Here is a 7,931-nt window from a genome sequence, read left to right as displayed (position 1 = left end):
GGGGTGGAGTCCGGCCGCTCGGCGGCAGTGGAGGCCCGAAGACGGGTGTCGAGCCTCCGGTGACCGGGCGGCTGAGCAACGGGGGAGTGTCCCAGCCGCCCGGGTCCGTGGGGTGCGGCGTCGGCCGTCAGGCCTTGGCCAGCTCCTTCTCGCCGCCCTTCTCGGGCAGCGCGGCGCGGGGCTCGTCGGCGTCGCCGCCGGTGCCGTGGTCGTCGAGCAGCGTCTTCTCGTCGAAGGGGGCGCGGCCGGCCAGGACCTCGGCCACCCGCTCCTTGTCGATCTCCTTGGTCCAGGTGCCGACCAGCACCGTGGCGACCGCGTTGCCCGCGAAGTTGGTCAGGGCGCGGGCCTCGCTCATGAAGCGGTCGATGCCGACGATCAGGCCGATGCCGTCCACCAGGGCGGGCTTGTGCGACTGCAGACCACCGGCCAGCGTGGCCAGGCCGGCACCCGTGACACCGGCGGCGCCCTTGGAGGCGACCAGCAGGAACAGCAGCAGCGGGATCTGCTCGCCGATCGACATCGGCGTGCCCATGGCGTCGGCGATGAACAGCGAGGCCATGGTCATGTAGATCATGGTGCCGTCGAGGTTGAAGGAGTAACCGGTCGGGACGGTGATGCCGACGACCGGCTTGCTGACGCCCAGGTGCTCCATCTTCGCGATGAGGCGCGGCAGCGCCGACTCGGAGGAGGAGGTGGACAGGATCAGCAGGAACTCACGGCCCAGGTACTTGAACAGGGTCCAGATGTTCAGGCCGGCGACGATCCGCAGCATCGCGCCGAGCACCACGAAGACGAACAGCACACAGGTGATGTAGAAGCCGAGCATCAGCACCGCGAGGCTCTTCAGCGCGTCCAGGCCGGCGGAGCCGGTGACCGCGGCCATGGCGCCGAAGGCACCGATCGGGGCGGCCCACATGATCATGGCGAGGACGCGGAAGACCAGGCGCTGGATGTGCTCGATGCCGCGCAGGACCGGCTGGCCGGCGTTGCCCATGGCCTGCAGCGCGAAGCCGCAGAGCAGGGCGACCAGCAGGGTCTGCAGGACCTCGCCGGAGGTGAAGGCGGACACGATGGTGGTCGGGATGACGCCGAGCAGGAACTCGGTGGTGCCCTTCGCCTCCGCGTCGACCTGGGCGTGACCGGTCTCCTTGACCGAGTCGGTGATCGCGAGGCCGGTGCCCGGGTCCAGGATGTTGCCGACGACCAGGCCGATGGCGAGCGCGACGACCGACATCACCATGAAGTAGCCGAGCGCGATGCCGCCGACGGCGCCGACCTTGGCGGCCTTCCGCACGGAGCCGATGCCCAGCACGATGGTGCAGAAGATGATCGGCGAGATCATCATCTTGATCAGGTTCACGAACCCGGTGCCGATCGGCTTCAGCTCGACCGCGAAGTCGGGGGCGATCAGACCGACGGCGATACCGAGGGCGACCGCGATGATCACCGCGATGTAGAGATAGTGCGTGCGGTCCCGCTTGGCCTCGGGTTCGGCAGGTGCCGTAGCGGATGTGCTGGTCACGGCGGCCCTCCTTGACGACGTCGTCGGCATCACCGGCGTGCGGCTCACGTCCGGGGGATGGGTTTTCGGGGAACGCCGTGACTATGTCGTGCCTTGTGAGCGCGGTCACCCTTCCGTTCATTTAGTTCACCGCGGACCCCGGGGGCAGACTGGCGGCATGCGCATCCCCGTCCCCCGGCCCCGCAGTCTCGCGGGCCAGCTCTTCGCCATGCAGGCCGTGCTCATCGCGGTGGTCGTGGCCGGGTACGCGCTGTTCTCGTACGTCAGCGACCGCAGCCAGGCCGAGGAGGCGGCGGGCCGCCAGGCCACCGCGGTGGCCCGTGCGGTCGCCGACTCGCCCTCCGTGCGGGAGGCGATCCGCGCCTCCGACCCGTCGTCGCGGCTCCAGCCGTACGCGCTGGCGGTGGTGCGGGGCACCGACGTCGACTTCGTCACGATCATGGATCCTCGGGGCATCCGCTGGACCCACCCCGATCCCGGCCAGATCGGCCTGCTCTTCCAGGGCCACACGGCCCCGGCGCTCCGGGGCCGCACCTTCACCGAGACCTACACCGGTACCCTCGGCCCGTCGGTCCGGGCGGTCACCCCGGTCCGGGACGGTGACCGGATCACCGGCCTGGTCAGCGCCGGCATAAGGGTCGAGGAGATCAGCCAGCGCGTCCGGGGACAGCTGACGGCGCTGCTCGCGGTCGCGGCCGGCGCCCTCGGACTCGGCGCGATCGGCACGTACGTCATCAACGCCCGGCTGCGCCGGCACACCCACGGCATGAACGCGACCGAGCTCAGCCACATGCACGACTACCATCAGGCCGCGCTCCACGCCGTGCGCGAGGGACTGCTGATGCTGGACTGGCAGTACAGGGTGGCGCTGATCAACGACGGCGGCCGGGAGCTGCTGGGCGTGGACCAGGAGGAGGACGTGGTGGGCCGACCGGTCGCGGAGCTGGGCCTCCCGGCACCGCTGACGGGCGCCCTGCTCGCCTCCGAGCCCCGGGTGGACGAGGTGCACCTCACGGCGGACCGGGTGCTGGTGGTGAACACCTCGCCGGTCACCGGCGGCCAGCGGCGCGGCTCGGTGGTGACCCTGCGGGACGTGACCGAGCTCCAGTCCCTGATGGGCGAGCTGGACTCCGAGCGCGGCTTCACCCAGGCGCTCAGGTCGCAGGCGCACGAGGCGGCGAACCGGCTGCACACCGTGGTCTCGCTGATCGAGCTGGGCCGGGCGGAGGAGGCGGTGGACTTCGCCACCGCCGAGCTGGAGCTGGCGCAGGCGCTCACCGACCAGGTGGTGGCGGCGGTGAGCGAACCGGTGCTGGCGGCGCTGCTGCTGGGCAAGACCGCCCAGGCCAACGAGCGGGGCGTGGAGCTGGTGGTGTCGGACGACAGCCGCCTGGACGACGGCCTGCTCCCGGACACCCTGCCCGCCCGGGACCTGGTCACCATCCTCGGCAACCTGATCGACAACGCCGTGGACGCGGCGCAGGGCGGGGTGCACCCGCGGGTGACGGCGACGGCGCTGACGGAGACGGACGAGGACGGCTCGGAGCTGATCCTGCGGGTCTCGGACACCGGCCCCGGAGTGGACCCGGACCACGCGGAGGCGGTCTTCCAGCGCGGCTTCACGACCAAGCCGTCCGGTCCGGGCGGGCGGGGGCTGGGCCTGGCGCTCGTACGGCAGGCGGCGGGCCGGCACGGCGGCTCCCTGTCGGTGACGTCCGCGGACGGGGGCGGCGCGGTGTTCGAGGCACGGCTGCCGCTGAGGGACACCGCTGTCGCGAAGGGGTCGGGGGGTGCCGTATGACCGGGACGACCGGGGAACCCATCAGAGTGCTGGTGGTCGAGGACGACCCGGTGGCCGCCGACGCCCACGTGATGTACGTCGGCCGGGTGCCCGGCTTCGTCGCCGTCGGCAAGGCGCACACCGGCGCGGAGGCCCGCCGGGCCCTGGACCGCACCCCCGTCGACCTGCTCCTCCTCGACCTGCACCTGCCCGATGTGCACGGACTCCAGCTGGCGCGTTCGCTGCGGGCGGCAGGCCACCACGCCGACGTGATCGCGGTGACGTCGGCACGGGATCTGGCGATCGTGCGGGAGGGGGTGTCGCTCGGGGTCGTGCAGTACGTACTGAAGCCGTTCACGTTCGCGACCCTGCGGGACCGGCTGGTGCGGTACGCCGAGTTCCGCGCGTCCGTGGGCGAGGCCAGCGGCCAGGCCGAGGTGGACCGGGCACTGGCGGCGCTGCGGGCACCGGCGCCGGCCGCGCTGCCGAAGGGGCTGAGCGGGCCGACGCTGGAGCGGGTGACGGAGGTGCTGCGGGAGGCGGAGGACGGGCTGACCGCGGCGGGGGTCGCCGAGGCCGTGGGGATCTCCCGGATCACGGCCCGGCGGTACCTGGAGCACCTGGTGGAGGCGGGGAGGGCCGGGCGGGCTCCGGTTTACGGGCAGGTGGGGCGGCCGGAGCTGGTTTATCGGTGGGTTCGGGGGGCGGAGAAGGGGCGTTAGGGGGTGGGGTGTCCAGGGCGGCGGCATAGGCGCGGGCTTGAATGGCTTCGGTGGGGGCGGTGGCGCGGGTGTAGGCGTCGGCGGCCTGGAGCCAGGCGGTGCGGGCCTCGACGGGGCGGTGGGCGGCCCTGTGGACGCGGGCCAGGTTGCTGAGGGTCTGTCCCTCGCCGTACCAGTCCTCGAACTCCCGGAAGATCTTCAGACCTTTGCCGTACGCCTCGATCGCCTCCTCCACCCGGCCCGCATGCCGCAGGGCGATGCCGAGGTTGTTCCACGCCGTGGCCTCGCGGTGACGGTCACCGGCGGCCTGATACAGGTCGCGGGCCCGGCTGTGAGCGTCGATCGCCTCCCCCGCCCGGCCCACCCCCCGCAGGGCGTTGCCCAGGTTGTTCCACGCGATGGCCCCACCATGGCGGTCACCGGCGGTCTGGTACAGGTCGCGGGCCCGACTGTAGGCGTCGATCGCATCCTCCGCCCGGCCGGCAGCTCGCAGGGCGTTGCCGAGGTTGTTCCACGTGATGGCCTCGCGGTGACGGTCACCGGCGGTCTGGTACAGGTCGCGGGCCCGGCTGTGAGCGTCGATCGCCTCCCCCGCCCGGCCCACCCCCCGCAGGGCGTTGCCGAGGCTGTTCCACGCGATGGCCTCGTCCAGCCGGTCCCCGGCAAGCTGCGCGGCCTCCCGCGCCGCCTCCGCGACGGCGATCCAGTCGTCGAAATACCGCCGCCAGTCCAGATACACCCCCAGACACTGGGCCAACCGCACCGCCGCACCCGCGAACCGCTCCTCCCGACCCCACCCCACCACCGCCACCAGACCCGCCCGCTCACCGTCCAGCCACGCCAACGCCTGCCACCGGTCCCCGAACCGCTCCGGCACCGGCTTCCCCGGCAGCCACCGCAACCGGACATCAGCCGCTTTCGCCCACCGCGCGTAGGACTCCAGCACCCGCTCCCGCGCCGCCTCCCCCTCCTCCCGCAACTCCGCATCACCCGCCACCGCACCCGCGCCGAACACCCGCACCAAGTCGTGCAACCGCCACCGTCCGCGCTCGCTCCCCCGCTCAACGAGGTGTGCACGGGCCAACGCCTTGAGGTCACGCACCGGAGGCTCCTCGACACCGACCAGCGCGGCGACGACCTCGTCGCTCACCTCGGGCCCCGGCGCGAGGGCGAGCAGGCGCAACAGCCGGGCCTGCTCGGGCGGCAGACGGCGGTAGGAGAGCTCGAAGGCGGCGCGGACGCTGCGTTCACCGTCGTCGAGGTGGTCGAGACGGTCGTGGGACGCGGCCAGTTCCGCCACGAGTTCGGCCACCGGCTTGTCCGGGTCCTCCACCAGGAGAGCCGCCGCGATCTGCAGAGCCAGCGGGAGGTGCCCGCAGAGGCCGGCGAGTCGCTCGGCCGTGTCGGGACCGTCGGCCACCCGGCTGTCGGACGGGTCGGCCATCCGCAGGGCAAGGTCGAGGAGTTCGTACGCCTCCCTCGGACCGAGCTGGTCCAGGGCAACGAGCCGCGCGCCCAATTGCGGCAGCCGGTCGCGTGACGTGACCAGCACATGATGCCGGGAATCGCCCGGCAGGAGGGGCCGTACCTGGTCCGGCGAGGAGGCGTTGTCGACCAGGACCAGCACCGCACCGCGCTCGTGAGCCCGGGTAGCCAGCGTGGAGCGGTAGAGCACCGCCCGCTCGTCCGTCGTGGTGGGGATGTGTTCCGGCGGGGTGCCGAGGGCACGCAGCAGGGCTTGGAGGGCACGGTCGGCGGTGACGGGCTCCCGGTCGTAGCCGTGCAGGTCGATGAAGAGAACGCCGCCGGGAAACCAGCCCCGTTCACGGGCCAGGTGCGCGGTCTCGACGGCGAGCGCGGTCTTGCCGATGCCGCCGAGACCGGACACGGCGGCGACGAGGGTCGCCGCCGGCTGCGTCCCGGCCGGGTCCAGCGCGCGCAGCAACTCCTCCGTCTCCTGCTCCCGGCCCGTGAACCCGCCGGGTCTTGGCGGCAGGCCGGCCATCGCCTCCGGGACGGCGGCCCCGCCCTGCTGGATCACGACCTGCACGCCGACCACCTCGCGCAGGAAGACCCCGCCCCGGAAGTCGGTGTGATCGCCGTCGTACCAGGACGTCCCGCTTCCTGGCGCGGACCGCTCCATGGTCCGCGCGACGGCACCGGCGACGCCGTGCGGATCGGCGGCGAGCAGGTCGGCCACCGCCTCGCCCCACTCCCGTACGACCTCCCGCCGCACCGGGTCCGCCGCCGCCTCGGCGATGTCCCGGGCTGATGCGCCGGCGTCGAGCCCCACCGCCCGCGCCAGTTCCTCCACCGCCCGGCGTCCGCCGTCCCCGCCCGCGCCCTCGGCCAGGGCCGTCAGCAGTGCCGCTTCCATACGCCGTACTCGCCCCCGTCAACGACTCGTGACCGTGCGTCGAAGATAGTGCGCGGAAAGGACGTTCACGCCGCCCTCGCGTACCACACGATCTGCGAGCCGAGCCCTGCCACGGCGAGCGCCTCCAGCACCGACAGCGTGATCATCAGCCCGCCACCGTCGCCGTTCGCCCAGAACACGACCAGGGCGGCCAGCGGTACCGCGCAGAACGCCGTCAGGTCGATCACGGTCTGGATCGCCTTGCGGGACCGGCGCCGGGTGTCGCTCCGGTGGTACGCCTCCCACCCGAACGTCGTGAAACCACCCCCGTGCGCCACGAGGGCGGCCAGCCGGGGTCCTAGATCGTCCCGGACGTAGAGACCGATCGCCGAGATCTTCTCGTCGTTGACGAGGTAGGTCCATCCGAGGACGAGGCAGACCGGCGGCAGCGCCAGGAGCATCGAGGGCTGCTTCGCCTGGGCCGCGGCGGCGATGACGGCGGCCACGACGGCCAGCGTCACGTAGAGGAGGTTGTCCCGGAACCCGATCCTCGCCTTCTGCTCGTCCTTCACGCTCTGGTACTCGGCGAGCAGCAACTGCCCGACGGTGAGGTCCTGTTCCGGCACTCGATCCCCCTTCTCCCAGCTATAACTTATGACTATGCAGGAGACCCGGCCCACCGTTCTGGTCCTGACCGCACTTCCGCTCGAATACGCCGCCGTCCGCGCGCACGTCGAGGAGCGGGAGGAGCTGGTGCACCGCGACGGGACCCGAGTCGAGAGGGGCCAACTACCTGGCACTTCCTGGCACGTCGCCCTCGCCGAGCTGGGCATGGGTGCCGAGCGGGCCGCCGCTCTCACCACCCAGCTCATCAACTGGCTGCACCCCGAGGCCGTGTTCTTCGTCGGCGTCGCCGGCAGTCTGAAGGACGACGTCGGGATCGGCGACGTCGTCGTGGGCACGCAGGTGTACGAGATCCACGGCGGCAGGCAGACGCCGGAGGGCTTCCTGGTCCGGCCGAAGGCCCTGCCGGGCTCGCACGCACTCGAACAGGCGGCCCGCTCCGCCGTGCGGGACATGCCCGACGTACGGGCGCACTTCCTGCCGATCGCCACGGGCGACGTCGTCCTGGCGGACGCCGAGTCCGAGATCGCCCGCTTCCTCCGCAAGAACTACAACGACGCGGGCGCGATCGAGATGGAGGGCTCCGGAGCACTTCTGGCGGCCCACCTGAACGGCCGGTTGAACGCCCTGGTGATCAGGGGCATCAGCGACCGGGCCGACGCCAAGAAGCACAAGGCCGACGCCTCGGGTTCACAGAAGCGCGCCGCCGAGCAGGCTGCTGCGGTGACGGTGGCGGTGCTGCACAAGCACCGGCCGCGCGAGGGTTCTTCCGTTCCCTCCGGCTCCGAGGAGGGTCCCCATCGGCGCGGGGACGGCGGAGCGACGTACGGCGGAGACCACATCGACTTCCGGGGCGGCACCTTCTACGGCCCGGTCACCGGCAAGAGCGACGGGCGACGGTAGGGGCACCGTCCACGGCCCGGT

At 72.3% G+C, this 7,931-nt stretch carries 5 protein-coding genes and 1 pseudogene; 3 read left to right on the top strand and 3 right to left on the bottom strand.

The genetic code is table 11. The features are described from left to right. Positions 1-127: 127 nt before the first annotated feature. The gene (locus ACFXAE_RS09595; protein ID WP_384710612.1) at positions 128-1,525 is read right to left on the bottom strand and encodes a cation:dicarboxylate symporter family transporter; all 1,398 of its coding nucleotides are present in this window, start codon (positions 1,523-1,525) and stop codon (positions 128-130) included. A gap of 157 nt (positions 1,526-1,682) precedes the next feature. Between ACFXAE_RS09595 and ACFXAE_RS09590 the strand changes: the two genes are divergently transcribed. Further along, positions 1,683-3,326 carry an ATP-binding protein gene (locus ACFXAE_RS09590; protein ID WP_384710609.1) on the top strand — a complete coding sequence of 548 codons (1,644 nt, stop codon included), beginning with the start codon at positions 1,683-1,685 and terminating at the stop codon, positions 3,324-3,326. Continuing rightward, the gene (locus ACFXAE_RS09585; protein WP_384710606.1) at positions 3,323-4,027 is read left to right on the top strand and encodes a response regulator; all 705 of its coding nucleotides are present in this window, start codon (positions 3,323-3,325) and stop codon (positions 4,025-4,027) included. Before ACFXAE_RS09590 ends, ACFXAE_RS09585 begins: the two co-directional genes overlap by 4 nt. Before the next feature lie 10 nt (positions 4,028-4,037). Here ACFXAE_RS09585 and ACFXAE_RS09580 read toward each other — a convergent pair. Both ACFXAE_RS09580 and ACFXAE_RS09575 read right to left on the bottom strand, forming a co-directional pair. Next, positions 4,038-6,404: pseudogene (locus ACFXAE_RS09580) on the bottom strand (tetratricopeptide repeat protein); the annotation flags it as partial. A 65-nt stretch (positions 6,405-6,469) separates the two neighbouring features. Beyond that, the gene (locus ACFXAE_RS09575; RefSeq protein WP_384710603.1) at positions 6,470-7,009 is read right to left on the bottom strand and encodes a hypothetical protein; all 540 of its coding nucleotides are present in this window, start codon (positions 7,007-7,009) and stop codon (positions 6,470-6,472) included. Between the two features lie 28 nt (positions 7,010-7,037). Between ACFXAE_RS09575 and ACFXAE_RS09570 the strand changes: the two genes are divergently transcribed. Beyond that, the gene (locus ACFXAE_RS09570; protein ID WP_384710600.1) at positions 7,038-7,910 is read left to right on the top strand and encodes a nucleosidase; all 873 of its coding nucleotides are present in this window, start codon (positions 7,038-7,040) and stop codon (positions 7,908-7,910) included. Positions 7,911-7,931 lie beyond the last annotated feature (21 nt).

The organism is Streptomyces sp. NPDC059454, assembly GCF_042749965.1.
Taxonomy (GTDB): domain Bacteria; phylum Actinomycetota; class Actinomycetes; order Streptomycetales; family Streptomycetaceae; genus Streptomyces.
The sequence above is the reverse complement of the archived record's forward strand: the minus strand, read 5'-3'. Positions and strand labels throughout refer to the sequence as shown.